Below are 26410 nucleotides of genomic sequence, written 5' to 3'. Positions count from 1 at the left end.
TAAAAGCTTAATAGGCGAAGTATCCAAGCCGGATTTGAAAATCACACAGGGAATTATCAAGCCGGTTCTGCAGCTTTGGCATGCTGCAGGCGATAGCCATATCCATAGATTGTCAAAATATCCCACTCGCTTTGCGCCGAGAGATTGAGTTTATTGCGGATGCGGCTGATGTGCGTATCCACGGTACGCGTATCGATCTCAGCCGAGAGTCCCCATATTTTCTCCAGCAAATGAATGCGTGATAGCAGTTTGTTCATATTTTGAAACAGATAGCTAGCAAGCGCGAATTCTTTCTGGGTAAGTCCGGCATTTTTGCCGTCAACGATAATCGCTTGGTTTTCCGAATCGATTTTGTAGGGACCGAATTGCAACATTACCGGTTGTTTTTCCCGGCTGCGGCGCGCCAGCGTCTCAATTCTGGCGAGCAGCTCGAAATGCCGGGAAGATTTCACGAAATAATCATCCGCGCCCATATGCAGGACATTGACAACATCCGCTTCGCTGTTGCGCGAAGTGACGCAAATAATCGGAATATGCCAATCCAGATTTTCGCGAATCCATTTGAGTGCTTCCCCAGCGGTACCGTCCGGCAGTATCCAGTCGATCACGAGCAAATCGAATTTCTTCTCCCGCAGTGCATCGAGGAACGAAGCAATGGTTCCAAAAAATTCACATTGATATCGATTCGACGGAAGCAGCAGCTCATAAATGGCTACCTGGGTTGGTTCGTCTTCAAGTATTCCTAAGCGCATAGACATTGAATTTAATACGATTGATTTAAGTTGATATCCGTTTAGCAGCCCGACTGCCGCGTACTCCTCAGTGCGCAGCAATTGCTGGATTGATAATCGGGTATTCAGGGCATTTCTTGAATCGAGAGTGTGAACAGCAAAACACGCTTATTTATAAGTTCTTCAAACCGGTTCCAGGTGCATCCACCTGAAATCCAAGAAAAACCAAACAAGCGTGCACCCGGACGATAACCGGAACCTTGCAGCACTATGCGGAAACTTCGTCTAATACGATACCTAAAGCATCGGCGATCCCCTTTCCGTACGCCGGATCGGCTTTCAGGCAATTACGGATATGGCGGATCTGAATATCGCGCGGCGCGGCACTGATGGAGCGAGCGGTATTGCTGAACAGCACCTGTTGCTGCGCTGGCGTCATCAACCGGAACAAGGCGCCGGGTTGCGAGTAGTAATCGGTATCTTCGCGGTGATTCCAGTGATCGGCCGCGCCTTCGAGCGACAGCGGCGGTTCGCGGAAATCCGGCTGCTCCTGCCATTCACCGTAACTGTTAGGCTCATACCCCAACGTACCGCCATGATTGCCGTCGACCCGCATCTGGCCATCGCGGTGATAGCTGTGGAACGGGCAACGCGGCGCGTTGACCGGAATCAAGTGGTGATTGACGCCCAAGCGATACCGTTGCGCATCGCCGTAGGAAAACAACCGGGCTTGCAGCATTTTATCCGGCGAAAAACTGATGCCGGGCACGACATTGGCGGGATTGAACGCCGATTGCTCGACTTCGGCGAAGAAATTCTCCGGATTGCGATTGAGTTCCATCACGCCCACCTCGATCGGCGGAAAATCCCGGTGCGGCCACACTTTGGTCAAGTCAAACGGGTTGTACGGCACTTTGGACGCTTCGGCTTCCGACATGATCTGCACAAACAGCGTCCATTTCGGAAACTCGCCGCGTTCGATGGCTTCATACAAATCGCGCTGATGGCTTTCGCGATCCTTACCGATGATCGCCTCGGCCTCGGCATCGGTCAAATTTTTGATGCCTTGCTGGCTCTTGAAATGGAATTTCACCCAATTGCGCTCGTTGTTCGCGTTGATGAAGCTGAACGTATGCGAACCGAAACCGTGCATAGTACGGTAACTCGCCGGGATGCCGCGGTCGGACATGACGATGGTGATCTGATGCAGCGCTTCCGGCAGTGAAGTCCAGAAATCCCAGTTATTCTTCGCGCTACGCATATTGGTACGCGGATCGCGCTTGACCGCGTGGTTCAAATCGGGAAACTTCAACGGGTCACGCAGAAAAAACACCGGCGTATTGTTGCCGACCAAATCCCAATTACCCTCCTCGGTATAAAACTTGACCGCGAAACCGCGAATATCGCGCTCGGCATCCGCCGCGCCACGCTCACCGGCAACCGTAGTAAAGCGCGCGAACAACTCGGTTTTCTTGCCGATCTGCGAAAAAATCCTGGCACGGGTGTAGCGCGTAATATCGTGCGTCACCGTGAACGTACCGTAAGCGCCGGAACCTTTCGCGTGCATACGCCGCTCTGGAATCACCTCACGGTCGAAATGCGCCAGCTTCTCGAGCAGCCACACATCCTGCAACAGCGCCGGGCCGCGCGGTCCTGCGGTCATCGTGTTCTGATTGTCCGGCACCGGCGCACCGGCAGCTGTGGTCAATTTCTTTTGATCGCTCATGGCATCCTTCTTGTCAATGTGAATCAGCAGTTTACAATGCAACGAAATCAAATAGACAGCAAGCCGGAAAAAACATTTCCCGAACTGAAGATTTAAGAACACCGGAATTGGGCACAAAGCGGAACCGCCAAAATCTGAAGCACGCAAACTGCCGCGGTTTGCAGCGTGCAACCGGCTTCCGGTTAAGCAATCCGGGTCAACTCACCGTAACCGCCCTATTCTTCTGAATTCTTAAGTTACTGTGCTGATGTTTTCAACAAACGCTTGAACTTTTGCGGGAAACGTGTATCTTAAACGAGTCTTTTGGATTCAAGTTGTGAAATGTGATGCTTATTAGTTGAGCTTTTTCCTTGATATTCGATGGTCACTACGGATCACTGTAGAAGAAGTAAATTCATAAATTATTAAGGAAATAAACATGGCAACAGGTGTAGTTAAATGGTTCAATGACGCTAAAGGTTTTGGCTTTATTACCCCGGATAACGGCGGAGAAGATTTGTTCGCACACTTCTCTGCAATCAACAGCAGCGGCTTCAAATCATTGCGTGAAGCACAACGCGTTACTTTCGACATTACCACAGGCCCTAAAGGCAAACAGGCATCGAACATCGTGCCGCTGTAAGTCGAGCGTAAAGCTTAAATAAAAAAACCCCGGTAATCCGGGGTTTTTTATAGGTAAAACCCAATAATCGTTTCTTTCCTTGAGATCTTTACGGCGCCTGCAGTAAATCCGGTTTTGTATAAGGTTTGCCAAACAAATCCACCGCCAGGTAAACCAAATCTGCATTGAGCTTTGGCATATCATCCTCAAGGCAAATCTCTCGCAGCAACCAATCCGCATTTTCACACGCTATTTGCGGCAGGTGTTTCTCACGCATCAGTTGATACAAGGCATCATTCACCAGTGTGCTGAGAGGAAAATGATGGCGCAATTTGTGGCAAACATCACGGCAGATACGGTAGCATAGCGGCTTTTCAATAACCGCAAAGATGACACTATGCCCGTCAATATTCCTCCACTAACCCCCGAACAATTGCTGCCCGTTGCGGGTGTTGCGCTTGGCATCGCCGAAGCCGGGATCAAAAAGACTAATCGTAAGGATTTGCTAGTGATGGCGCTGGATGAGGGCACGCGAGCAGCCGGGGTGTTTACGCAAAACCGTTTTTGCGCCGCGCCGGTGACCGTGGCGAAGCAGCATTTGGCGCACACCGCCGTCCGCGCATTGGTGGTCAACACCGGCAACGCCAACGCCGGAACCGGCGAAGCGGGCATTCAGCATGCGCTGGCGACCTGCGCCGAAGCGAGCCGGTTATTGGGTTGCGCCACGCAGCAGGTGTTGCCGTTCTCGACCGGTGTGATCATGGAACCGCTGCCGGTCGATAAGATTGTTCAAGGATTGTCCGCTGCGGTGGCGAATTGCAAGGCGGATAACTGGTTTAACGCCGCGCATGCGATCATGACGACGGACATCGTGCCGAAAGCAGCGTCGCGGCAAGTGCAGATCGGCGGCAAAACGGTCACGGTGACCGGCATCGCCAAGGGTTCCGGCATGATCCGCCCGAACATGGCGACGATGCTGGGGTATGTGGCAACCGATGCGGTCATCAGTCAAACTTTGTTACAGGAACTGGTCAGGTACGCGGCGGATCATTCGTTTAACCGTATCACGGTGGACGGCGATACCTCAACCAACGACGCTTTCATCGTGTTGGCGACGGGAAAAGCCGGGCATGCGGAAATCACCCGGCAAGACAGCGCGGAATTCGCGCAATTACAGCAAGCCGTCACCGCCGTTGCCGCCGACCTGGCGAAAATGATCGTGCGCGATGGCGAAGGCGCGACCAAGTTCATTACCGTGCAAATCGAAGCGGGCAAGGATGCGGAGGAATGCGCCAAGGTGGCATACGCGATTGCGCACTCGCCACTGGTCAAAACCGCGTTTTTCGCCTCCGATCCGAATCTGGGCAGGATTCTCGCGGCCATCGGTTACGCCGGGGTCAATGATTTGAATGTCGATACCATTCAGCTTTATCTCGACGACGTGCTGGTGGCGGAGAAAGGCGGCCGGGCAGCCCATTATCAAGAAGCGGATGGACAGCGCGTGATGAACCAGTCTGAAATCACCATCCGTGTCGTGCTCAATCGCGGTGCCGCATCGACGACCGTGTGGACCTGCGATTTTTCTTACGATTACGTCAAGATCAATGCGAGTTACCGCAGTTGATGAAGTGAAGCATCGTGAGCGATTGGAATAAATTCTATCAACGGGCGGACAGGCTGCTCGATCACCTGGAGAAGCTGCTGCCGCCCGCACAACCGGAACCGGATTGGCAAGCGGCGATTGCCTTCCGCTGGCGCAGACAGGGAAACAGCGGATTTATTCAACCGGTGACGCAGCCGCACCGCATTACGCTCGACGCGTTGTGCGGCATCGACGAGCAGAAACGGCGTATCGACCAGAACACGCAGCAGTTTGTGCAGGGATTCTCCGCCAACAATGTGTTGCTGACCGGCGCGCGCGGCACCGGCAAATCGTCGCTGATCAAAGCGCTGTTGAATAAGTATGCGCAGGATGGCTTGCGCCTGATCGAAGTGGAGAAGCATCATCTGGTCGATCTGCACGACATCGTGGAAAAGATTTACCGGCGCCCGGAGCGTTTCATTTTGTTTTGCGACGATCTGACGTTTGAAACCGACGAAGCGGGTTACAAAGCGCTCAAAGTGGTGCTGGACGGTTCGATCGCCACGGTGTCCGACAACGTACTGATTTACGCCACATCGAACCGGCGTCATATGGTGCCGGAATTCATGCGCGACAATCTCGACACCAAGCATATCGGCGGCGAAGTACATCCGAGCGAAGCGATCGAGGAAAAAATTTCGCTGTCGGAACGCTTCGGTTTGTGGGTGTCGTTTTATCCGTTCGATCAGGATCAATATCTGGACATCGTGCGCTATTGGCTGGCTTATTTCGGCATCGCGGAAATGACCGCACTGACGCGTACCGAAGCGCTGCAATGGGCGATCGAGCGCGGTTCGCGCAGCGGACGAGTAGCGTGGCAATTCGCGCGCGATCTGGCGGGACGGCAACAATCAAACCATTCGCCATGAATCACATGACTGCTTCAGCCGTTGAATCCGCTCCGCTGGTGGAAGTCGTCGCGGCGGTGATTTTGCGGCCGAACGGACAATTTTTGCTGACACGCCGCCCCAGCGGCAAAATCTATTCCGGTTATTGGGAATTTCCCGGCGGCAAAGTTGAATCTGGCGAATCGCTATTCCATGCGTTGGAACGGGAATTATGGGAAGAACTCGGCATTCATGCCGTTTATGCCACCCCTTGGATCACGCGTATTTTTACTTATACGCATGCCACGGTGCGATTGCATTTTTTCCGCGTGACGGAATGGGAAGGCCAGCCTGCGCCGCGAGAAAAACAGGGATTATCCTGGCAATTGCCGCATCAGGTTGACGTATCCCCGATTTTGCCTGCCAATGATCCGATTTTGCGGGCGTTGTCGCTGCCGCCGGTTTATGCCATTACCCGCGCCGCCGAGATCGGCGTTGAAGCCGCCTTAAAGCAAATTGAACAAGCGCTGCAAAACGGTCTGCGCTTGCTGCAAATCCGCGAAAAGCACATGACCCCGGATCAGCTGCGCGCTTTCATCAAGCAGGTCTTGTCTCTCGCCCGCACTTATCAAGCCAAAGTGTTGATCAATGGCAATGCTGCAATGGCGCGGGAAACCGATGCGGACGGCGTGCATTTCACAGCGGCACAATTGCTCGCGATGCCATCCCACCCCGACCCAGCCGATGGGCTATGCGCCGCATCGTGTCACAATGCCGAAGAACTGTTTGCGGCGGAACAGCTGGGATTGGATTTTGTAGTGTTGGGGCCGGTGCAAGCCACACTCAGTCATCCGGGATTATCGCCATTAGGCTGGAGAAGGTTTGCCACGCTGATTCGCGATTATCCGTTACCGGTTTATGCCTTAGGCGGATTAAACACGGAAGATTTGCCCATCGCCCAGGAAATGGGCGCGCACGGCATCGCGATGATGCGTGGAATCGTATAAATCGTCTAATCCGTTACCGCATCGGCGTACACCGCCACCTGATTGCGTCCGCCTGTTTTGGCGGCGTAGAGCGCCTGGTCGGCTCTATCCAGCAAGGTCGTGCAGATAAAATCGGCATCGTGTTGCTGCGCGGTCAGCAGGCTGCGCAGGCTTGCCATGCCGATCGAGATCGACACCTGGAATTGCTTGTCTTGAAAACTCAGCGCTGTGGCGCAAACAGCCTGGCGTAACCGTTCGGCAATTTCGTGCGCCGCTTGCAGTGCTGTCGAAGGCAAAGCAACGACGAATTCCTCGCCGCCATAACGCGCCACGATGTCGCACGACCGGACCTGTTCCTTGATCAAACCGACCATATGCTGGAGTACCCAGTCGCCGGTTTGGTGACCATAGGTGTCGTTTATTTTTTTGAAATGATCCACGTCGAGAAACATACAAATCAGATCATCATCCCAGCGCACGCAGCGGGCGATCTCATCTTTGAAACGCAGGTCGAAATAGCGGCGGTTGTAAGCTTGCGTCAACACATCCTGGTAACTGATTTCCTTGAGCCGTTGCTGATTGAGACAGTTTTCGATCGCAACTGCGGCCATCGCGGATATCTTCTGCAGGAAAAGCGTCCCGATACCGGCTTGATAACGATGCGGATCGTGACTGAGCAACAATAGCGCGCCGATTGTCTGTTCGCCGCGCAGCAGCGGCAGGAATGCGGCGCTTTTGACCTGAGCGCGGTTTTTCAGATTGGCGATCATCCAGCGGTAATTCTTCAACGCCTCCGCGCCCAGCACCGGATGACCGGCCAGTGAATGGATGATTTCCGCATCTTTTAAGGTATCCAGAATCAAGAGCTTGTTCTCGTAGCTCAGCTGCACCTCTTCATCGCGTTCAAAGAACAGACGCTCGGTGTCTTTATGGTAGTCGACCAAGCACAGAACGACATCGAGCAGTTGAAAACGCGCAATGGTTTGCGACAACAGCAGATCCCGCAGCTGTTTGGGCGTGCTGGCACCGATGATCTCAAAGCCGAAAGTTTCATAGAGCTCCTGCTTTTTCTCATTGGCTCTGGCCTGTTTGAGCAGATGATCGAGCTTGCGCTGCAACTCGCGGTTCTTCTCGTGGACCGATTCATCCATCATAGCGGCTCAGTGGTTGAATTATCTTGCGGATCTTTTTCAGACTCAGGAATGCGGTAAGATTCTTGGGCCCATTGCGACAAGTCATTCGTTTTGCACCGCCCCGAACAGAAGGGACGAAAACGGCTTGCCGGTTCCCAGACTACTTTCTTACCGCATTGCGGGCAATTAACGGTGCGCTGTTGCATAAAAGCAGATCATTGCTAAATTGTTCTATGAAAGGGTGTTGTTTTAGCAAAAAATAAGCTGAATAGTTATAAAATTACTATACGTGCATAAACTTATTGTATTTTACAAAAATTTTGCATCGGTTAGCTTTAACTTTTCAAATTATTTTTAATCACTTACTTAAAGGTCGGAATCCTGGCAACTCGACAAGAACTATCAGATTTTCTGATTGAAACCGAGAAACGTGCCTATAAACAAGCCTTGTTCGCAGTTCATGACGAACATATGGCATTGGATATCGTGCAGGATTCCATGATGAAACTCACAGCAAGTTACGCCGCAAACCCGGTAGAAGAGCTGCCGCTTTTGTTTCAGCGTATTCTGCAGAATACCATCCGCGATCATTACCGGCGGCAGAAGATCCGATCGCTATGGACTACGTTGTTTTCAGCGTTTGCGCCCAACGATCAAGATAAAAACCAGGAAGACTTCGATATTCTCGAAACTTTACAAGTAAAGCAGGAATCGAATGATCCGGATGCTCAGCTTGAAAGAACGCAACTGCTTAATTTAATAGAGAAAGCAATGGAAATTCTCCCGCCACGTCAACGCGAAGCCTTCGTACTGCGTTACTGGGAAGAAATGAGTTTGGCTGAAACGGCCGCGATTATGAAATGCTCGGAGGGCAGTGTAAAAACGCATTGCTCACGCGCAGTTCATACACTGGCTACAATACTCAAAGAGAAAGGAGTAAAACTATGAACGAGCAAGAGTTTGGAAAAGAAATTGCTAAGTTATTGGATCAGGCTGCTGACCAGACTATCAAACAAAGTACGTTGTACCGTTTGCAATCAGCTCGTCGTGCAGCTCTGGAAAATTGCCAACCTGCATTGAATATCATCCAGTCAGGCAGCGACACTTCCGTCTATGGCAAGCACGGCGGACACTATTACCTGGGTAAAGCGTTATTGCTGATAACCGTGTTGCTGGTTCTCATGAACATCGTTTACTCTCAATTTTGGGAAAATGATAAATACGCGGCTATTGATACCATGATACTGGCCGACGATTTACCGATAGATGCATACATTACCAATGAGTTTGATGAATGGTTGGATATCGATTAATCATATTCGGGTTATTATTTCTTCTCTCCGTTGATGCTTTAAGTGAATCCGAATTCAGTAAGCCTCGATGGAGTGAACTAAAACCGCAGCAGCAAAAAATTCTGGAGCCGTTAGCTGGAAGCTGGGATACTATGGACTCGACCAGAAAGAAGAAATGGCTGGGTGTCGCAAAACGTTATCCTAAAATGACGGCGCAAGAGCAGCAGCGCATCCAATCGCAAATGCAAAACTGGAATTCGCTGACTTCGGAGCAGCGAAGACAAGCGCGCGAAAGATACAAAAAAATGGAACAGTTGCCAGCCCAGAAACGTCAGGAAATCAAACAACGCTGGTACGAATATGAACAATTGCCGGGAAAGACCTGAGAGCGAAATAATTCCAAAATTACCGTCCACCGGTAAATTGAGCTCACTATGTCCTTCTGCAATTTAATAGGCAAAATGCATACAACCATAAATTTCTCGGGAAGCTTGTTGTAAATAACTGCTGCGGTCAATTCGATTCGCGGTTGATTGCACTACTTCCCCCTCCGATAAAAATCCCTTTTTGTATTTATTCGCAAGCTTATCTCATGCAACAGATTCATCATTTATCATTGAGCACCTTGCCTTCGAAATGGATTGACGGGCTTTCTTCACAATTAACCGATGAAGAAAATATTCTTGCCTGGCTTGAAATCGATTTAGATCATCAATTGCACTTTAATGCAGGCATTGTGGTTGTGACCGATAAGCGCTTACTGGCGAAAATGGCTGCTGATGAAATTTGGCACGCATGGCCTTATCAGCAAGGATTATTGCTGGCACAGCGCGATCATGCCGGTGTCGGTTGCCTGGAGTTGTTTGATCAACATGCACAATTGACTTATTGGCGTTACCGGTTAGGTAACGGGATGGTGGTCAACCGATTGATCGAATGCTTCACACAACAACTTGAACATCACCTGAGCGGCAAGCCGATTGAATCAGCGCACGCATCGATTCAATGCTCCAATTGCGGCGCCTTCCTGCCGGCCGAACAAGAGGAATGCCCGTTTTGTGAAAAACAAAACCATACGCCGCCTTCCACCTGGACATTACTGCGCTTGTGGCGCTTCGCAAAACCCTATAAGGGACGCTTGCTCATCGGATTTCTACTGACTCTATGCAGCACCGCCGCAACCTTGGTACCACCGTACTTAACCATGCCGCTCATGGATAACGTGCTAATTCCCTATCAGAACGGCCAACCCATCAATACCGACTTAGCGACATTCTATCTATCCGGTTTGCTGGTCGCAGCAGTTCTCGCCTGGATGCTGGGTTGGACGCGAACCTACATGCTGGCGCTGGTTTCGGAACGCATAGGCGCTGATTTGCGCACCACCACCTACGAACATCTGCTGAATCTCTCGCAGGAATACTTCGGTGGTAAACGGACCGGCGATTTAATGGCGCGTATCGGTGCTGAAACGGATCGGATCAATCTTTTTATTTCGCTACATTTGCTCGATTTTGCCACCGACGTCATCATGATCTGCATGACCGCCATCATCCTGATATCGATCAATCCCTGGCTGGCGCTGGTAACACTGGTACCGCTGCCGATCATTGCCTGGTTGATTCATCTGGTTCGTGACCGTTTGCGCATCGGCTTCGAAAAAGTCGATCGCATCTGGGCTGAAGTGAACAATGTGCTTGCGGATACGATCCCGGGCATCCGGGTGGTCAAGGCTTTCGCGCAGGAAAAAAGAGAAGCGGCACGTTTCCACGCGGCAAATCAGCGTAATTTGCAGATCAATGATCGAGTCAACAGAGTCTGGTCATTATTTACCCCGACCGTCACCCTATTAACCGAAATCGGCTTATTGGTGGTATGGGTGTTCGGTATCTGGCAAATATCCCAGGATGAAATTACCGTCGGCGTACTTACCGCTTTTCTTGCCTACATCAGCCGTTTTTATATCCGGCTCGACTCGATGAGCCGCATCGTATCGATCACACAAAAAGCTGCTGCGGGCACCAAGCGCATCTTCGATATTCTGGATCATGTATCCAGCGTTCCGGAACCTGCCAATCCCGTGCATTTGCCGACGACTCAGGGGCAAATCGAATTGCGCCACGTCGGTTTCCGCTATGGGACACGCAGCATCACGCACGACATCAATCTGGTTATCAAGCCCGGTGAAATGATTGGTCTAGTCGGGCACAGCGGTTCGGGTAAAAGCACGCTGGTTAACTTGATCTGCCGATTCTACGATGTCACGGAAGGAACCATTCTGGTCGACGGTCATGATATCCGTACACTACCGGTCGCCAAGTATCGCAAACATATCGGCTTGGTGCTGCAGGAACCCTTTTTATTCTTCGGCACCATCGCGGAAAACATCGCCTACGGCAAACCGGATGCAAGCCGGGCGGAAATTGTCGCAGCGGCCCGTGCCGCACATGCACACGAGTTCATTTTAAGATTACCGCACGGCTATGATTCGCTCGTCGGCGAGCGCGGCCAGGCATTGTCGGGCGGCGAACGCCAGCGCATTTCGATTGCCCGTGCTCTGCTGATCAATCCGCGTATCCTGATTCTGGATGAGGCCACTTCCTCGGTCGACACCACCACTGAAAAAGTCATCCAGAAAGCATTGGACAATCTGGTACGCGGCCGCACCACGATCGCAATCGCACACCGCTTATCCACTTTACGCGAAGCCAACCGGCTGATCGTCCTGGATCGCGGCAAAATCGTCGAAATCGGCAATCACGCCGAATTAATGGCGCGGGCAGGCTATTACTATCGCCTCTATCTGGCGCAAGCGCGCAATGTCGATACCGAAGACCGCGTGGCTATTCCAACCGTGGAACATAGCATTGCCAGTGAAATAAAATGAGCTACACAATCGATTATCAACTAAGCCGCAATTCTTTTGGCCGCCTGATTTTCACGGACAAATCCGGTGTGATGCACGAAGGCGTGATACCGGTACGGTCGTTTCCGATTACCGAACCGGAACAAGGTATCGCACTCATGGATTCGCATGGCCACGAACTGGCCTGGATTGAACGACTTGATGACTTGCCGGAAGAATATCGCTCGCTGATCAAAGCCGAGCTGGCAAGCCGGGAATTCATGCCAGAGATCAAACGTATTTTGAAAGTTTCGAGTTTTATCACGCCGAGTACCTGGCAAGTGGCAACGGATCGCGGTGAAACTGCGCTTGTTCTCAAGGGGGAAGAGGATATCCGCCGCTTAACCTTATCGTCGCTCATGATCACAGACAGTCATGGCATTCATTTCCTGATTCGGGACCGTTCGGCTTTGGATCGCCACAGCATTAAACTGCTGGATCATTTTCTCTAGTGCTGGATTGCGCATGTTAAAAGTGGATGGCAGAAATAACCACAGTCAGCTCAAGTACGATTACGGCGCAAAAGGCAAGGTCAGATGAAATTTGGCGCCGGGTCCTCCATCGGGCTCCACCCAGAGTTCGCCCCCGTTTGCTTCAATCAATGCTCGGCTGATCGCAAGCCCCATCCCGATGCCAGTTTGTTTGGTGGTAAAGAAGGGTTCGAATATGCACTGTGCCATGGCCTGATCAAGACCGGGCCCGTTATCTTGCACGATAACCAGCGCCCTATTTTCATCATTCAGGGTTCGTACCTTAGTGATGATCGTCAAAATGGGTGCATCGAGGGTTCGCATGGCTTCTACAGCATTCCTAAAAAGATTCACAAGAACTTTATGCACTTGTGTGCGATTGCACTGAACAACAGGAAGGTCTTTTTCCAGCTTCAATCTCGTACGGAATCTCGCAGATCCGTCGTTGACAACAATATCCAACGCCTCACGTATCACATCATTCAGATCCAGTGGTTCGGTTGCCAGCTCGCTTTTTTGCAAAAACGCAATCAATTCGTGCAAGCCACGGCCAGCACGCTGCGTTTGCTCCACACAACCTTGCAGCGCATTTTTCAGATGCCTAACGTCAAAGCTATCGTTTCGTAATGTCTGCAGTACTACTTCACTATAAGCGGATATCGCGGTCAGCGGCTGGTTAAGTTCATGCGCAATAGCCGAAGCCGTGCGCGCAGCCACTTGTTGTTCAGGAATATTTTCCGCTTCATTGTGCGGTATTCGCAATTTTTTCTGGAGAATTTTCTGTGCCGTCACATCCCGGGCAACACTCACCAGCCGGTTTGCACTACCGGCTTCAAAATATACTCGTCCCGCAACGGCAATCCAGCGTTCGGTTTTATCAAGCGGGTCAACGACACGATATTCCGCCTTGTATGCGCCATGACTGACCGGATTCATCGCATAATCCAAAGCCGCTTGCCGGTCAGCTCGATCCGCAGGGTGTATCATGTCAACGAATCCTTCGTAGCTGATAACCTCCCCGGGATACCCGCCCCAGAATTCACGCATTTGCCTATCCCAATAAACGATGCCTCGTTTGAAGTCATAGTCGAAAATACCAAAACCCCCGGTCTGCTTGGTCAAGCGTAAACACTCTTCACTCACTCGCAGTTTATCCTCGATTTTCAGACGTTGCCGGGAAACTGTGAATGTGATTAAAACATACAGTTGTTGCTGCGCTTCTATTGGACTGAAGCTTGCATCCAGCAGCATTTCCTGACCGGAACGACCGCATACCATGAATTCGTTGCCGGTTCCCATGGGAAGCTTGGCCGGTTTGTCCAGAAAAAGCGTTTGATAATAGCGGTACTGCTTCCGGTAGCGCGGCGTTATCAGCATTTCAACCGCCAAGCCCATGAATTCATTTTCGCTATAACCGAATAACTGCTGCGCGGTCGGATTCATCAACACGACATGCCCGGTGTTTTCAATCACTATCGCTGCATCCGCCATCGCGTCAAATAATGCTCTGAAACTTAAATTTTTTAATGCTTCAACCACATTATGTACCCCCATATAAAGTAATTATTTTGTTATAAAAAAATATTTAAGTTCAATTTTGATTCTTTCCCACTAATTTCCCAAATATAAGGGTTTAACCTTATGTGATTATTGATACGTGCTTACGCGTATATTGCATTCTTTTTTATGCAAGTAATATTTTCCAGGGAAATAAATTTTTTAAATACATCATTGGAAACTAAATAGGGAGAGGTAAAAAGAATGACTTGGAAAAATGCACGGCGTACCCGTTGGATGGCTTTGGCCATTACCGGGTCTCTGTTAAGCAGTAATTATTCATATGCAGCAGAAGCAGAAAAAACCGAAGGGGACAAGACAAAAAAACCATCCGTTGTCGTGCAAAACAAAACCGTGCCGGCCAATGGAACCAATGGCGCACCCTTTGGTGCACTGGGAACACCAGGAAGTACACGGTTTGACTTTGACAACTTGACCAAGCTGATGGAAGAACACAAAACGCCGCTGGCAGCAATGGCGCCGGATTGGCTGAATGTCGCAATCGAGCACCGCACGCGTTACGACGTCTACGATCACGGTTTTACCAAAGCTATTCCGGGATTTAACGATCAAGTTAATCAACGCACCCGCTTCTTGTTTGAAGTCAAGAATATCATCGATCCGCTCAAGTTCACGCTTGAATTGACCGACTTCCGCGTCCCGATGGCCAGTTACGGACAAGAACATAACCCGAATCTAGCCGATCATTTTGACTTTACTCAACTGCACCTCGGTGTGCACGACAAAAACTTTCTCGGCACAGGCTATGCGGCGAAATTCGAAGTTGGACGTTTCTTGATGGATTTGGGAGAAGCCCGTCTGGTAGGGGGACATCGCTGGGGTACCTTCACGCCCGCATTTGACGGCTTGCACTTCATGATGGGCAATACGGATGAAAAATGGAGTTTGCGCGTGTTCGGTTCCCGGCCGGTTCAGCGGGATCCGACATCCTTGAATTGGAACACCCCCGAAACTTACTTCTCCGGTGCTTACGTGACCAACCGCGATTTACGCTGGGCTAATTTCGACGGTTATTTCCTGCAGCTGAACGAAGGCGATAATCTCAGACGGCGCAACTTGTCGACCACCGGTTTCAGGTTGTTTGCCAAGCCGACGAAAGGCAGTGCGGATTATGAAATTGAATCCATGTATCAGTTTGGCGATACCCAGAATGAAAGCGTATTCGCTCATCGCCATCACGGCGAGGTCGGGTATAGCTTCAATACACCGATGCCGCTGCGGGCCGTTTACTTATTCGACTTCGCATCGGGAGACCGCGATCCGAACAAGAATTTCGATATTCTGTACGCAAAACGCCGCGTCGAATATGGACCGACCGGTATGTTCGGGCCGTTCTTCCCATCCAACCTGTTGTCGCCTGTCGGCTTCCGCGCCACACTCGTCCCTATACCCAACGTGCGTTTGATGATGTCGCATCGCGCGTATTGGTTGGCCGATAAACACGGCGCTTTTGTCGGCAGCGGCCTGCAAGACCCGACCGGCCGTGCCGGCGGTTTCTTGGGCAATATGCTGGACCTCAGCCTAGGTTGGGATCCGCAGTGGAGTTACTTGAAGCGGGTGAGTTTCGATTTTGGTTATAGCCATATATTCAAGGGCGATTACTTCGATAAGGTTCCATTTAGCCCGGGTATGAAAGACACCAATTACGGTTACACTATGGTGACGTTCAAGTTTTAGTCCTATAAATATCTGAAAAAAGGCTGCGAGCATCAGCCAAGTAAGGCGAAGTCGGGTGAAAAAACGCAATTTACAAAGAACAAATGAGCATTTTTCGCCCGATTTCAACACAGCAGTTCTCCAAAGCTTTCCTGACAGATTCATCCATACAACTGCCGCTTCAACCCACAGCGATCCAGAATGATCGCGCTGATTTCCTCGATGGAAATGCGCGTGGTGTCGAGGTATGGGATATCGAAACGGCTAAACAATGACTCCTGCCACTGAATTTCCTGCTGGCACTGCGCCAGCGAGGCGTATTGACTGTTTGGGCGGCGCTCCTGGCGGATGAAGTGCAATTGCGCCGGGGTAAGGGTCAGACCGAACAGTTTGGGCTTGACCGGTTCCAGCACTGCCGGAAATTGTTGCACGTTCATGTCGTCGGGCGTCAATGGATAGTTCGCCGCGGCGATACCGTATTGCAGGCCCAGATACAGGCAGGTCGGCGTTTTACCGCAACGCGATACGCCGATCAGAATGATGTCGGCTTGCGCGAAATGCTTCGGATTGACGCCGTCGTCGTGTGCCAGCACGAAATTGATCGCTGCGATTCGCTTGGCATACGCCAGGTGGTGCTGCACACCGTGCGAACGCCCGGCCATGCGCGCGAACGGCTGGCGCAATTCTTCTTCGACCGGACCAATGAAAGCTTCAAAAAAATCAAGCACCCGGCAGTCGGCTTGCTTGATCAAATCGAGAATATCCGGTTGCAGCAGTGTGCTGAACACCAAAGGCCGCTGACCGTCGCGCTCGGCAGCCTGATTGATCTGCGCCGCCACAGCCTGGGCTTTTTCGCTGTCATCCAGAAACGGCACGTTGACTATCTCCCAGGCGACGCCGTCAAACTGTGTCAGCAAGCTATGACCGAGTGTTTCCACGGTGATGCCGGTACGGTCGGACAAATAGAATACGGTGCGTTTGTGCTGCGTCACGCGGAATTCGGTTTGTTCAATTTGGATAGGCGCAGCCAGGTATCCACCACGGAATCGGGATTGAGCGATAGGCTGCTGATGCCTTGCTGGTAGAGCCAAATGGCAAAATCCGGATAATCGGATGGTCCTTGACCGCAAATGCCGATGTATTTTCCCTGCTTGCGGCAAGCGTCGATGGCCATTGCCAGTAATTTCTTGACGGCCGGGTTGCGCTCGTCGAAAACAGGCGCCACCAGACTGGAATCCCGGTCGACCCCCAGCGTCAATTGCGTCATGTCGTTGGAGCCGATGGAAAAACCGTCGAAGTACTGCAAGAATTCTTCCGCCAGCAACGCATTGGAAGGGATTTCGCACATCATGATGAGGCGCAAACCATTCCGGCCGCGCACCAATCCCTGCGACGCGAGCAATGCGGTGACTTGCTCGGCTTCCTCCAAAGTGCGGCAAAACGGAATCATGATCTCGACGTTGGTTAATCCCATGTCATCACGCACCTTGCGTAACGCCCGGCATTCGAGCTCAAAACAATCGCGGAACGGAGCAGCGATATAACGCGATGCCCCACGAAAGCCGATCATCGGGTTTTCTTCGTGCGGTTCATAGCGGTTGCCGCCGATCAGATTGGCGTACTCGTTGGATTTGAAATCGGAAGTGCGCACAATCACCGGATGCGGGTCAAACGCCGCCGCCAAGGTGGCAATGCCCTCGGTCAATTTTTCCACGTAAAAATCGACGGGGTTGGCGTAACCGGCGAGGCGCCGGCTGATTTGATGTTTCAGATCGCTGGGTAATGCGTTGAATTCCAGCAATGCCTTGGGATGAATGCCGATGCGGTTGTTGATGATGAATTCCAATCTTGCCAGTCCGACCCCTTGATTGGGTGTGCGGGAGATTGCGAAGGCGTGCGACGGATCGCCGACGTTCATCATGATTTTGACCGGCAGATCGGGCAGGTTGCCGGTATCGGTTTTCAGGTGTTCGAACGGCAATAATCCTTCGTAAACGCGCCCGGTATCCCCTTCCGCGCAGGAAACGGTAACCGCCGCGCCATTGGCGATCAGCGCGGTGGCATTACCGCAACCGACAACGGCCGGAATGCCCATTTCGCGTGCGATGATCGCGGCATGACAGGTGCGTCCGCCGCGGTTGGTGACAATGGCAGCAGCGCGCTTCATGATCGGCTCCCAGTCAGGATCGGTCATGTCGGTCACCAGCACATCGCCTGCTTCAATGGCATGCATCTGATCGACATTCTTAATCAAGCGCGCCGTTCCCTGGCCGATCTTGCCGCCGATCGCACGCCCCTCCGCCAGCACCAATCCTTTGCGGTTGAGCTTGAACCGCTCCAGCACCGCTGTGGCACGGCTTTCCACCGTTTCCGGGCGCGCCTGCACGATATACAGTTGCCCATCCTGCCCATCCAGCGCCCATTCGATATCCATCGGCCGGCCGTAATGCTGCTCGATGATTACCGCCTGACGCGCCAGCGCCTCGGCTTGCGCATCGGATAGCGAAAAGCGCATACGCCGCGCCGCTTCGACGTCACGCGTCCATGTGAATGCGCCGTTGTCGCTTTTTTTATCGGCGTATACCATCTCGATGGCTTTGGTGCCCAGCCGCCGCGACAGAATTGCCGGTCTTCCGGCGGCAAGCCCACGCTTGTATACGTAAAACTCATCCGGGTTGACGATACCCTGCACGATGGTCTCGCCCAATCCGTACGTAGCCGTGATGAAAACCGTATCGCGAAAGCCGGATTCGGTATCCAGCGTAAACATCACACCGCTCGCGCCCAAGTCGCTGCGCACCATTTTCTGGATACCGGCGGACAAATATACCTTATCGTGCGGAAAGTGCTGATGCACCCGGTACGCGATTGCGCGATCGTTATACAGCGACGCGAACACCACCTTGACCGCCGCAATGATTTGATCCAATCCGCGCACGTTCAACATCGTCTCCTGTTGCCCAGCAAACGACGCATCGGCCAGATCCTCGGCTGTGGCCGACGAACGTACGGCAAACGAAGCCTCGCCGCTGGTTGCGGCAAGCTTGTCGTAGGCCTGCGAAATGGCTTGCAAAATCGCATCCGGCAATGTCGCACTCGACACCCAGCCGCGAATGGTTTTACCGGCAGCAGCCAGCGCTTGGATGTTATCGACGTTCAAGCCGTTCAGTAACTGATTGATGCGATCCGTCAAGCCGTTAGCCGCCAGAAATTCCCGGTACGCGGCGGTCGTGGTGGCAAAACCGGCAGGCACAGTCACACCGGCTTGCGCAAGATGGCTAATCATTTCACCCAGCGAGGCATTCTTGCCGCCGACTAGACCGACATCGTTCATAGTCAATTGATCAAACCAGACAATATATTCAGACATTGAAATTCCCATTGCTTAGATGACGAATACTGCCATTATTCAGTGTTGCGCGTGATTTGCCAATGTTACGCATATTATCCGGCAAATCGCAAATATTCGGCATGGCACAAAACACACTGCCAGCCATAGCTGGCAATTCAAGGAACAAGGGATATCTGTGCGTGGTTTCGAGAAACTGTAAAAAATAAGCAGCTGAATTGACGACTTCGATGACGGAAACAAAACATGTCACGGGAAATCCCTGCTGCAACACTGCAACACTATTCAGCAGGAAAACCATGTCATTTGCAGCAATCAAAGCCGAATCAGAACGGATCCGTCAATAAAGCTCACGCTTCATTGACCGACAAACCTTCATTCCTGTCTTTCAGCACGACCTTGCTGTTCAACGAAGCAGCGGTTTCCGGCCAGCGCGCGCAGCGGAATCTGTCTTTGCTTAACCACATCAGACAGACTTCGTCCGACTGATTGCCGCCGAGAATCTGATAGGCATCGGCATCCTCGCCGACATAAAAACCAACATGACCTTTCCCGCTGGCCAGCGATTCGCGCCAGAACACCATGATGGCACCGACGCGCGGATCGGTAGCGCTCCCGAACTTCTCCCATTGCCGCGCCCCCAATGGATTTCCCGGCAGTACTTCCTGCTGCAAAGTGGTGCCGACACAATGTGCGACAAACAACCCGCACCATGGCACATCGTCACCGGCATAATGGATATCGAGATCCTTTGCCCAATCCATGATGACAGGATTATTCTTATCGCCAAGCACTTCCTTCGTACCCATCAAGTGCTTGGCTTCTTCAAACCAAGGTAGTAACGGATTGTTTGAGATAGCGGCGGTAGCATCCGAGAAAAGTACCGCCGAAGTTTTGGGACCGACAATGCCATCCACCTCAAGGCCCTGTTGCTGCTGAAATTGCTGCACTGCAGCAATGGTCTTGCGCCCCCAAATGCCGTCGATTTCCCCCGGATCAAACCCTTTATTTTTCAGCACTTGCTGAATCTGCTTGACCGCATTGCTAGCCATCATACCTCCTGGAATTCATGTGAACTGAATGGAAAACCCAGTGGTGGAATTATGCAGTATTTTTCTCTAGCAAGCCGTTTAAAAACGTACTTAAGGCAGTCGATGCAAAGCAAAGACAAGTGAAAAACGCAGTTTATGCTTAACAAATATGCATTTTTATGCAGAGGGCTGCAAAGGAAGGAAAGCAAGTTCCGGTCAGAGCACAAATCCCAATATGCTAAACTATCCCCTGACATTGGCCGGGGGAATTAAAAGTTCCGGTCAGAGCACAAATCCCAATATGCTAAACTGGGATTGAAATTGACAGGATGGCACGGAGGGTTCCGGTCAGAGCACAAATCCCAATATGCTAAACTCCATCATGAGCCATACGGAGCAAATCGAAGTTCCGGTCAGAGCACAAATCCCAATATGCTAAACTTATTGGCGCTTATGCTAACTGGATTAACAAGTTCCGGTCAGAGCACAAATCCCAATATGCTAAACTGTACATCTGCTCTATATAATACGTGCCGGTGTTCCGGTCAGAGCACAAATCCCAATATGCTAAACTAATTAGTCCTTATTAAATATATGGTTGTGAGTTCCGGTCAGAGCACAAATCCCAATATGCTAAACTCAATAAATCTCCCGATCAGTTGCTTGGCTAGTTCCGGTCAGAGCACAAATCCCAATATGCTAAACTATGTGACAGAAGTGCAAGTGCGCGAAATCAGTTCCGGTCAGAGCACAAATCCCAATATGCTAAACTTATAGCAATTACTAATAACTCCCCCTGCTGGTTCCGGTCAGAGCACAAATCCCAATATGCTAAACTCACACACGACAGAACCACAGTTGACTAGGTGTTCCGGTCAGAGCACAAATCCCAATATGCTAAACTAAAAATTTTGGTTTCGTGATACCAAGGGCAGTTCCGGTCAGAGCACAAATCCCAATATGCTAAACTGCAATTACCGGCGATACGCTATCCGTACACGTTCCGGTCAGAGCACAAATCCCAATATGCTAAACTGAAAATGACTGGCGTAATGGCGGCCTACCCGTTCCGGTCAGAGCACAAATCCCAATATGCTAAACTTCAGACTCACGTCGATTTGTATCCATTTTGGTTCCGGTCAGAGCACAAATCCCAATATGCTAAACTAATAGCCCGTTGTAAATCATCTCTATTTTCGTTCCGGTCAGAGCACAAATCCCAATATGCTAAACTTGTCAAAAAGTAGGTTATGATGATAAGATCGTTCCGGTCAGAGCACAAATCCCAATATGCTAAACTTATTCATATAATGAATATGAGCCGATAACAGTTCCGGTCAGAGCACAAATCCCAATATGCTAAACTGAATTGCGACATTGCGCGCTACTACCTGTAGTTCCGGTCAGAGCACAAATCCCAATATGCTAAACTTACCGCGATAAGATAGAATCCGATCAGTAAGTTCCGGTCAGAGCACAAATCCCAATATGCTAAACTGATGCGTAGTACCTCGTAGGTGTCAGCTACGTTCCGGTCAGAGCACAAATCCCAATATGCTAAACTAGTTGTTGGCGGGATCATTGCTATTCAATAGTTCCGGTCAGAGCACAAATCCCAATATGCTAAACTGAATGCGATCTTGCCATCTGGAGCGCGGAAGTTCCGGTCAGAGCACAAATCCCAATATGCTAAACTTGTGACCGGCTGTTTGTGTGTAGTAAGGATGTTCCGGTCAGAGCACAAATCCCAATATGCTAAACTACTCGCTACATGCTGGCAACACTGCGTACAGTTCCGGTCAGAGCACAAATCCCAATATGCTAAACTCTGCTTCAAGGCCTCTAGGCCGTCATAAGGGTTCCGGTCAGAGCACAAATCCCAATATGCTAAACTATGTGGCTAAGCCGATACAGACTGCCGTTAGTTCCGGTCAGAGCACAAATCCCAATATGCTAAACTAGCTGCACATTAACCTTATGATTGTTAATAGGGTTAATGTGCATACTAGTATAGAAATACTGATAATCTTCAGAAAAGCTCATACTGCTGGGGTGGTTTTTTACTCGGTTGTTTAGCTTTTCCGCTAAAAGTAATAATGCGTTCGTATTGCTTGTCGGTAAATTGCAGGATATTCACTTTACCCCCTACAGGCAAGTTTCTCTCTACCTGCGTGCAATACGTGTCGATCTGACTCTGGCTGCTACAGAAACGCATATAAACAGAAAATTGCGACATCTCAAATCCCATATCTAATAGAGTATTACGAAAATCCGTTGCTGCTTTGCGCTCAGCTTTTTCAACGACAGGTAAATCGAACATGACTATAACCCACATTAACCGATATCCCGAAAGCATGGCACGTTAATCCTCCAGAAATGATGCGGCTAAGTCGAGTGGCAATCCTGGCAAAGGCAAGTCAAGCTTATTTCTCTCTCCCATAAAAACTTGCGCCAGTGAGACGGCAAGTTTCTGCGTACAAACTATTAAAGGAGTTGCGCCTGTGCTGGTTTGCATATCATCGTATAGCGTTCTTACCAATTCACGTTTGCTTTCTGGTGTTACCTGGGGTTCCCCATGTCGATATAATTGCCAGACTTTCAGATCTATCACAGGGCGAAAAGGCTCCATTAAATCATCCACCAATCGCATGGCATTGCTTTCGTTGCTGTGATGTAATCCAATGGTTGGATGCAATCCCGCTGCAACCACTGCGCGCGCGGTAGTTGCGCGCAAAATGGTATAACCGTAGTTGAGCATGGCGTTGAGGCCATCACTTTGTTGATCGCGGCGGAAATCATCTCCAAACAAAAGTCCCCAATAACGCCGTGCCCCTTGCGCTTCCAAATTGTCTGGATCACCCGAACGCACTTTACGGACTAAAGCAGATAGAGGAATAAATGGTGCGCCCGCAGCTTCCAATGCATCAGCCTGCTGTTGCAGCTTTGACTTGACAATTTCTGCCCAAAGACGCTTTTTAAGCGGCTGGCTAGCAGCGAGTTGCGCGTCAAATCGTTTTGCTTGTTGATAGTTGCCATCTATCGTCAGCATCATGCCTACCGCATTGTGATTAGCTGCACATAATACAAAAGGAGCGCAGCGCTCGGCCAACGCTACCAAGAGGTTATTGGTATAGCTCAAACCATGTGCATTGGCGATAACGGCGGCAATATCGTCCAGCGGTATCTGCCCCAATTCCTTGCGCTCGCCTTCGGTATCTTTTACCACTAGGAAACCGCGTGATAGGAACAGGTGCCGCCGGTCATCTGCTACCTCGATGATGCGGCCTATCATCTGAGTTACCCCTTAAAACCAGGGTCGCGAAGCTCGCCAATAGGAGAAATGCTGATTTGGCGGGCTTTGGCTTTCTGTAGAGAACCACCCGTCTTGAGTACATAAGAAATTTCTTTGGCTCTGGTCCTCGAATCGACATTGGCTTCAGCCACATCTGCTAGCGCAATCTGGCCATCCTCTCTCATTTTACAAACACGCAATGTTCTTGTTACACCTTCAAGTTCTAGCCGAACAAAGTCATTACGAATCAAACGCATCACCAATGGTTTCCCGCTGATACCTAAGTCCGGATGTCGAAGCCGCGCTGCACCATGCTCACGCACCAGCTGATAGGCATTGAATGTGGAAATAACTTCGCCCTCCCATTTTCCTTTTTCATTGCGAATAATCTCAATGCAATAGTTGCTGTCACCTTTGTAGCCTTTGTATGGCCTTGGCTTGCCAGTTGGTAGCAAACCATGCCGATCTAGGGCTTTGGCATCGGAAATTTCAATGACCTTAAGGTTGTCCTCTATGCATTCACGTTTTCCATCCACCATTTTATGAAAACTGACTTTGCCATTTTCTCGTAAACCATAAGCTGTATCATTATGCATAGCGCCTTCATGACTATGATCTGGTTTATGACTAACCCAAATAGCGGCAATGGCACGCTGCACGTGCTCCCGGTAGCTTTCCCACGGCAATGGCATTGTCTCCACCAAACGATTAAGCTGCCGCTCGCGCGCATTGGCGCTGGCTTTTGCAAAACGCTGCAACAAACCCTGATCAGTCACGGCAATCACGCAGGCATCGACTGCATGGTGGCGATGATCGTTACGATTCTTCTCACCATTTAAACCAAGAACGTCGTTCAGACCGAATTTCGCGCGCAGCATGGCGGTCATGCGGCCGGGAATAACGCGCGTATTGGGGCAGACCAAGCTCATGTATTCACGTGCTACTTTGCTCAGGTGGCGAGTGTCGTTCAGTGCCCGTGCCAAAAAACCTGCATCGTCTCTCAACCAGTGTTGGTAGCCATCTTCGCCAAAGCGATAACGCTTGGCTTTGGACATTTGTTCAGCTCTGGCGAGAATGCTTGCATAGTCCCAGCCTTGAGCGGCAAAATCGTTCCGCGCATCCCAAGGCGTACGATTTCCCTTAATACGATTGGCTTGACGGAGTGCCAGTGTTTTGTTGTTAAGGCTATCGTCGAGCGTCTGCGAAAAAGGCAGAATATGTTCAATTTCCACTCCTTCGCTTAACAACATGGCAGCACTGATTTGCGCGCCAGAATACGGGCAACGCCGATCTGCGGCATTTCTTGGGTTAAGTTCCTCCCACAAGATCATTTTTTCAATGTCGTCGCGTCTGACACGCTCTTCATTAATTTGTAAAGTCTCTGCAATGATAGTACGCAGCCGCTTGTTGCGATTTTGATTCTCGGTTTGCCGCTTGTTTTCTTCATCGCGCTGAAGTTTGCTTTGTTTTAGGTCACGCGCCACTTCAACAATCACTTCGCTGGGGTGACCGTAGCGTTTGATGAGTGCATTGACCACAAGACGAACTTGGTTTAATCCGATATGTACGGTGGGGTTGGCTATTTTGCCATACCGTTTCTCCGCAGAATCTTCTGGTTTTCCACTACCAAAACCGACGTGACGTTGCAGATATTCGCCGTAGTAAGGCAACTTCTTGTGAACATGAAATTCCTTGATTTCACCTGAATCCTGATCAATATTTTCGATCTTGAAGGTAATACCGGGAATTTCAGTGTTTGAACCAAGCCGGCTATGATGCTCAAAACCAGCCGCTTGTACTGCTTTGTCATAGGTCACTACGTCCCGCCGCAATTCCGGCAGAATGCGTGCCAATGCTTTTGCGCATAAGCTACCATAGCCTTCTGGTAAACCAATATTGGCGATAGCTTCAGCACATTGCTCATCAATACCTGTTTCATCTTGCAGCCAGCGTACAAGCTTGGCTTCATTTTCTTCCTTGATCAATTGCAACACGATGGCATCTTGTTTAGTTTCATCAAATGCAAACCAGGCATCGCCAAAATGTTCTTTTTTACTAAGAATAGCGCTAGTGGTATTGCCTTTGAGTTCTTCACGTTTCGGATCTTCAAAATTGAACTGAACTGCGCCGCCAACTCCAAGTAATTTCTTGATCTGCGTAAAGGTACGCTTACTGTTTTTTTCCAGGGCAGCAATCAGCTCATCACGCTGCTGTAACATCAGCGGTTCTTCCCTCAGTCCTTCCCGCAAGATACGCAGATTATTAACCTCCTGATACATGCGAAAGCGTTGGGTGCTGGGTAAGGCTAACGGCGCGCGCTCTTCGTCGGGCATGAATGTACAGCGCCCTGGTTTGACGGGTTTAAGCGGGCGCTGATGCAACAGAACGTCTCTCAGATCGGCACGTGCGGTTTCGGTGAATACAGCCGGATTCAGTTCCGCTTGTTTTTTCCATAATTGATCAAACTCATGCTCAATCATCGCGCGATCAATGTAGAGATCATAATATTTATCAATTTTTGTCTTGCCATCATCTTTTATGGTTTTATTCTGACGATAGCGGGCACGAACGGTTTGATTTGCTTCATTGCGCTTGTGCAGCCACTCACCTACTGTACGGTAGTTTTCTGCTCTAAGTGTTCCACGCAGTTTGCTGATGGCGGTCTTTAACGCACCACTGTCATTGTCTTTTTTATCGGTTTTGCGATTACTCTTAAATCCGCGTCGCTGATTAATGTGAAACAATGCACGGCCAAATTCAGATGGAGTAAGCGCCTCATCCAGTCCTTTGGCACGTAGTGCATAAGGATTGAGGGTTTCCAATACTTTACGCTGTATTTCTTCGGCAGGAAAAAAACCATATTCGATGAGTGTACGCATCATACGTGCTTTGCGCTTCAGTAAGCGGTCACGGCGACGGCGCATGGCGCGCGCTTCGCGGCGCGTTACAGCCAAAGAAGAGCCATCTTTCGGGTTACGTCCATTTGAAAAAATACGTACCCCTGCTTTGATAACTGCACAAGGTTGTTGATTGGCATCCAGTCTAATCATTGACCAACCTAGTGAAGTTGCCCCCAAGTCGAGGGCTAGTCGATAACCCATCTTATTCTTATGCAACAAGGTGTATTCTCCAGCTATGATTAAAGTTTCTATATGATTTTATTGATCGTCTTGAGCTTTGTCATTAGAATG

The 26410-nt window shown here is 50.4% G+C and carries 23 protein-coding genes and 1 CRISPR repeat array; of the genes, 10 read left to right on the top strand and 13 right to left on the bottom strand.

All coding sequences use genetic code 11. The annotated features are described in order from the left end of the window. Positions 1–56 precede the first annotated feature (56 nt). Both HRU78_01275 and HRU78_01270 read right to left on the bottom strand, forming a co-directional pair. Positions 57–758, bottom strand: a complete 702-nt coding sequence (locus HRU78_01275) for a response regulator transcription factor (GenBank protein QOJ22439.1) — start codon at positions 756–758, stop codon at positions 57–59. A gap of 241 nt (positions 759–999) precedes the next feature. Next, positions 1000–2457, bottom strand: coding sequence for a catalase (locus tag HRU78_01270; GenBank protein ID QOJ22438.1), 1458 nt, complete (start codon positions 2455–2457; stop codon positions 1000–1002). Positions 2458–2875: 418 nt separating this feature from the next. Here HRU78_01270 and HRU78_01265 point away from each other — a divergent pair, with 418 nt between their 5' ends. Continuing rightward, a complete protein-coding gene (locus HRU78_01265) occupies positions 2876–3079 on the top strand; it encodes a cold-shock protein (GenBank protein ID QOJ22437.1) in 204 nt (67 codons plus the stop codon). An 88-nt stretch (positions 3080–3167) separates the two neighbouring features. Here HRU78_01265 and HRU78_01260 read toward each other — a convergent pair whose 3' ends face one another. Beyond that, entirely contained in the window at positions 3168–3389 is a 222-nt protein-coding gene (locus HRU78_01260; protein ID QOJ22215.1) for a hypothetical protein, read from the bottom strand. A 66-nt stretch (positions 3390–3455) separates the two neighbouring features. Here HRU78_01260 and argJ point away from each other — a divergent pair, with 66 nt between their 5' ends. The 3 genes from argJ to HRU78_01245 are packed head-to-tail and all read left to right on the top strand — an operon-like array spanning position 3456 to position 6534. Next, complete coding sequence (gene argJ, locus HRU78_01255; protein QOJ22436.1) at positions 3456–4682, top strand: bifunctional glutamate N-acetyltransferase/amino-acid acetyltransferase ArgJ; 1227 nt, start codon at positions 3456–3458, stop codon at positions 4680–4682. Between the two features lie 14 nt (positions 4683–4696). Beyond that, the gene (locus tag HRU78_01250) at positions 4697–5569 is read left to right on the top strand and encodes an ATP-binding protein (GenBank protein QOJ22435.1); all 873 of its coding nucleotides are present in this window, start codon (positions 4697–4699) and stop codon (positions 5567–5569) included. Then, entirely contained in the window at positions 5566–6534 is a 969-nt protein-coding gene (locus tag HRU78_01245) for a Nudix family hydrolase (protein ID QOJ22434.1), read from the top strand. Before HRU78_01250 ends, HRU78_01245 begins: the two co-directional genes overlap by 4 nt. 5 nt (positions 6535–6539) lie before the next feature. Here the strand turns inward: HRU78_01245 and HRU78_01240 are convergent, their stop codons facing one another. Further along, positions 6540–7664, bottom strand: a complete 1125-nt coding sequence (locus tag HRU78_01240; GenBank protein ID QOJ24859.1) for a sensor domain-containing diguanylate cyclase — start codon at positions 7662–7664, stop codon at positions 6540–6542. Further along, positions 7664–7852 carry a DNA gyrase inhibitor YacG gene (locus HRU78_01235; GenBank protein ID QOJ22433.1) on the bottom strand — a complete coding sequence of 63 codons (189 nt, stop codon included), beginning with the start codon at positions 7850–7852 and terminating at the stop codon, positions 7664–7666. The genes HRU78_01240 and HRU78_01235 overlap by 1 nt, the downstream gene beginning before the upstream one ends. Before the next feature lie 175 nt (positions 7853–8027). Between HRU78_01235 and HRU78_01230 the strand changes: the two genes are divergently transcribed. The 5 genes from HRU78_01230 to HRU78_01210 all read left to right on the top strand — a co-directional run bounded on the left by HRU78_01230 (position 8028) and on the right by HRU78_01210 (position 12295). Further along, positions 8028–8594 carry an RNA polymerase sigma factor gene (locus HRU78_01230; protein ID QOJ24858.1) on the top strand — a complete coding sequence of 189 codons (567 nt, stop codon included), beginning with the start codon at positions 8028–8030 and terminating at the stop codon, positions 8592–8594. Then, positions 8591–8959, top strand: coding sequence for a DUF3619 family protein (locus tag HRU78_01225; protein QOJ22432.1), 369 nt, complete (start codon positions 8591–8593; stop codon positions 8957–8959). The genes HRU78_01230 and HRU78_01225 overlap by 4 nt, the downstream gene beginning before the upstream one ends. Then, complete coding sequence (locus HRU78_01220) at positions 8941–9324, top strand: DUF3106 domain-containing protein (GenBank protein ID QOJ22431.1); 384 nt, start codon at positions 8941–8943, stop codon at positions 9322–9324. Before HRU78_01225 ends, HRU78_01220 begins: the two co-directional genes overlap by 19 nt. 206 nt (positions 9325–9530) lie before the next feature. Further along, the gene (locus tag HRU78_01215) at positions 9531–11825 is read left to right on the top strand and encodes an ABC transporter ATP-binding protein (GenBank protein ID QOJ22430.1); all 2295 of its coding nucleotides are present in this window, start codon (positions 9531–9533) and stop codon (positions 11823–11825) included. Continuing rightward, on the top strand, positions 11822–12295 hold the full coding sequence (locus HRU78_01210; GenBank protein QOJ22429.1) for a DUF1854 domain-containing protein: 474 nt from the start codon (positions 11822–11824) through the stop codon (positions 12293–12295). Before HRU78_01215 ends, HRU78_01210 begins: the two co-directional genes overlap by 4 nt. 60 nt (positions 12296–12355) lie before the next feature. Here the strand turns inward: HRU78_01210 and HRU78_01205 are convergent, their stop codons facing one another. Further along, a complete protein-coding gene (locus tag HRU78_01205) occupies positions 12356–13867 on the bottom strand; it encodes a PAS domain S-box protein (GenBank protein ID QOJ22428.1) in 1512 nt (503 codons plus the stop codon). Positions 13868–14074: 207 nt separating this feature from the next. Between HRU78_01205 and HRU78_01200 the strand changes: the two genes are divergently transcribed. Beyond that, entirely contained in the window at positions 14075–15568 is a 1494-nt protein-coding gene (locus HRU78_01200; GenBank protein QOJ22427.1) for an alginate export family protein, read from the top strand. A gap of 140 nt (positions 15569–15708) precedes the next feature. On the opposite strand, the gene HRU78_01195 is transcribed toward HRU78_01200, so the two are convergent. From HRU78_01195 to cas9, 7 genes are all read right to left on the bottom strand, one after another. Further along, positions 15709–16539: a kinase/pyrophosphorylase gene (locus tag HRU78_01195; protein QOJ22426.1), complete on the bottom strand. Its 831-nt coding sequence runs from the start codon at positions 16537–16539 to the stop codon at positions 15709–15711. Beyond that, positions 16536–18917, bottom strand: a complete 2382-nt coding sequence (gene ppsA, locus HRU78_01190; protein ID QOJ22425.1) for a phosphoenolpyruvate synthase — start codon at positions 18915–18917, stop codon at positions 16536–16538. Before ppsA ends, HRU78_01195 begins: the two co-directional genes overlap by 4 nt. Further along, positions 18910–19215, bottom strand: coding sequence for a hypothetical protein (locus HRU78_01185; GenBank protein ID QOJ22424.1), 306 nt, complete (start codon positions 19213–19215; stop codon positions 18910–18912). The genes ppsA and HRU78_01185 overlap by 8 nt, the downstream gene beginning before the upstream one ends. 31 nt (positions 19216–19246) lie before the next feature. Next, the gene (locus HRU78_01180) at positions 19247–19948 is read right to left on the bottom strand and encodes a TIGR02594 family protein (GenBank protein ID QOJ24857.1); all 702 of its coding nucleotides are present in this window, start codon (positions 19946–19948) and stop codon (positions 19247–19249) included. A 188-nt stretch (positions 19949–20136) separates the two neighbouring features. Then, a CRISPR array of direct repeats spans positions 20137–21887; the repeat unit is 36 nt; unit sequence GTTCCGGTCAGAGCACAAATCCCAATATGCTAAACT. Between the two features lie 69 nt (positions 21888–21956). Then, positions 21957–22283 carry a CRISPR-associated endonuclease Cas2 gene (gene cas2, locus HRU78_01175; GenBank protein QOJ22423.1) on the bottom strand — a complete coding sequence of 109 codons (327 nt, stop codon included), beginning with the start codon at positions 22281–22283 and terminating at the stop codon, positions 21957–21959. Between the two features lie 6 nt (positions 22284–22289). Then, entirely contained in the window at positions 22290–23219 is a 930-nt protein-coding gene (cas1, locus tag HRU78_01170; GenBank protein ID QOJ22422.1) for a type II CRISPR-associated endonuclease Cas1, read from the bottom strand. A 5-nt stretch (positions 23220–23224) separates the two neighbouring features. After that, positions 23225–26320 (bottom strand): type II CRISPR RNA-guided endonuclease Cas9, encoded by a 3096-nt coding sequence (gene cas9 / locus HRU78_01165; GenBank protein ID QOJ24856.1) that lies wholly within the window; start codon positions 26318–26320, stop codon positions 23225–23227. Between the last annotated feature and the right edge of the window lie 90 nt (positions 26321–26410).

The sequence above is a fragment of the Gammaproteobacteria bacterium genome (assembly GCA_015709635.1).
GTDB lineage: Bacteria > Pseudomonadota > Gammaproteobacteria > Burkholderiales > Nitrosomonadaceae > Nitrosomonas.
This window is presented reverse-complemented; position numbering and strand designations above follow the sequence as displayed.

Coding starts and splice junctions, on each gene's coding strand:
- HRU78_01275 (QOJ22439.1), bottom strand. CDS start 758: ATGTCTATGCGCTTAGGAATACTTGAAGACGAACCAACCCAGGTAGCC.
- HRU78_01270 (QOJ22438.1), bottom strand. CDS start 2,457: ATGAGCGATCAAAAGAAATTGACCACAGCTGCCGGTGCGCCGGTGCCG.
- HRU78_01265 (QOJ22437.1), top strand. CDS start 2,876: ATGGCAACAGGTGTAGTTAAATGGTTCAATGACGCTAAAGGTTTTGGC.
- argJ (QOJ22436.1), top strand. CDS start 3,456: ATGCCCGTCAATATTCCTCCACTAACCCCCGAACAATTGCTGCCCGTT.
- HRU78_01245 (QOJ22434.1), top strand. CDS start 5,566: ATGAATCACATGACTGCTTCAGCCGTTGAATCCGCTCCGCTGGTGGAA.
- HRU78_01240 (QOJ24859.1), bottom strand. CDS start 7,664: ATGGATGAATCGGTCCACGAGAAGAACCGCGAGTTGCAGCGCAAGCTC.
- HRU78_01235 (QOJ22433.1), bottom strand. CDS start 7,852: ATGCAACAGCGCACCGTTAATTGCCCGCAATGCGGTAAGAAAGTAGTC.
- HRU78_01225 (QOJ22432.1), top strand. CDS start 8,591: ATGAACGAGCAAGAGTTTGGAAAAGAAATTGCTAAGTTATTGGATCAG.
- HRU78_01220 (QOJ22431.1), top strand. CDS start 8,941: ATGGTTGGATATCGATTAATCATATTCGGGTTATTATTTCTTCTCTCC.
- HRU78_01215 (QOJ22430.1), top strand. CDS start 9,531: ATGCAACAGATTCATCATTTATCATTGAGCACCTTGCCTTCGAAATGG.
- HRU78_01210 (QOJ22429.1), top strand. CDS start 11,822: ATGAGCTACACAATCGATTATCAACTAAGCCGCAATTCTTTTGGCCGC.
- HRU78_01205 (QOJ22428.1), bottom strand. CDS start 13,867: ATGGGGGTACATAATGTGGTTGAAGCATTAAAAAATTTAAGTTTCAGA.
- HRU78_01200 (QOJ22427.1), top strand. CDS start 14,075: ATGACTTGGAAAAATGCACGGCGTACCCGTTGGATGGCTTTGGCCATT.
- ppsA (QOJ22425.1), bottom strand. CDS start 18,917: ATGTCTGAATATATTGTCTGGTTTGATCAATTGACTATGAACGATGTC.
- HRU78_01180 (QOJ24857.1), bottom strand. CDS start 19,948: ATGGCTAGCAATGCGGTCAAGCAGATTCAGCAAGTGCTGAAAAATAAA.
- cas2 (QOJ22423.1), bottom strand. CDS start 22,283: ATGCTTTCGGGATATCGGTTAATGTGGGTTATAGTCATGTTCGATTTA.
- cas1 (QOJ22422.1), bottom strand. CDS start 23,219: ATGATAGGCCGCATCATCGAGGTAGCAGATGACCGGCGGCACCTGTTC.
- cas9 (QOJ24856.1), bottom strand. CDS start 26,320: ATGGGTTATCGACTAGCCCTCGACTTGGGGGCAACTTCACTAGGTTGG.